Source organism: Bifidobacterium aemilianum (assembly GCF_003315635.1).
Classification (GTDB): Bacteria; Actinomycetota; Actinomycetes; order Actinomycetales; family Bifidobacteriaceae; genus Bifidobacterium; species Bifidobacterium aemilianum.
Window position 1 is genome coordinate 1 of record NZ_PDCG01000048.1, and the last position, 591, is coordinate 591.

1 protein-coding gene is annotated in these 591 nt (G+C 63.5%); it reads right to left on the reverse strand.

All coding sequences use genetic code 11. The features are described from left to right. Window positions 1-591 (reverse strand): glycoside hydrolase family 3 protein (locus CRD60_RS08350; RefSeq protein WP_130473095.1); only part of this gene is annotated, 591 nt, incomplete at both ends.

Consider the following 591-nt stretch of genomic DNA (forward strand, 5'->3'; position numbering starts at 1 on the left):
TCACGCAGGATGTCTTTCAGTAAATGACTGTTTTCGTTGGCATATTCGCCGTTGATCATGTTGTAGGAGGTCATCAGCGCCCAGGGCCGGGCCTGGCGCACGGCGATCTCGAAGCCGGTCAGGTAGAGTTCGCGCATGGTCCGTTCGTCCACGATCGAGTTGGAGGCCTGCCGGCGCAACTCCTGGCTGTTCATGGCGAAGTGCTTGGGTGTGGCCGCGACCTTCTGCGATTGGATGCCTTCGATCAGTCCGGCGGCCATCCGCCCGGCGACCTGCGGGTCTTCCGAATAGTATTCGAAGTTGCGTCCGCATAGGGGGTTGCGCTTGATGTTCATGCCCGGTCCCAGCACCATGTTCACGCCCAGGCTGCGGGCCTCCTCCCCCAAGGCTTGGCCCATGGCCCTGGCCAGCCCGGGATCCCAGGAGTTGGCCACGGTTCCGGCAGTGGGGCAGCAGGTTGCGGGTTTGGATTCGCCGATGCCCAGATTGTCGCCCGGGCCCCCGAGACCGAGGCTGCTCTCGTATACCCCCTTAGGGTTGTACAACAACACACAAGAGGGGCGGTGCGGTGCCGGTGCAGGCGCAGCGTGG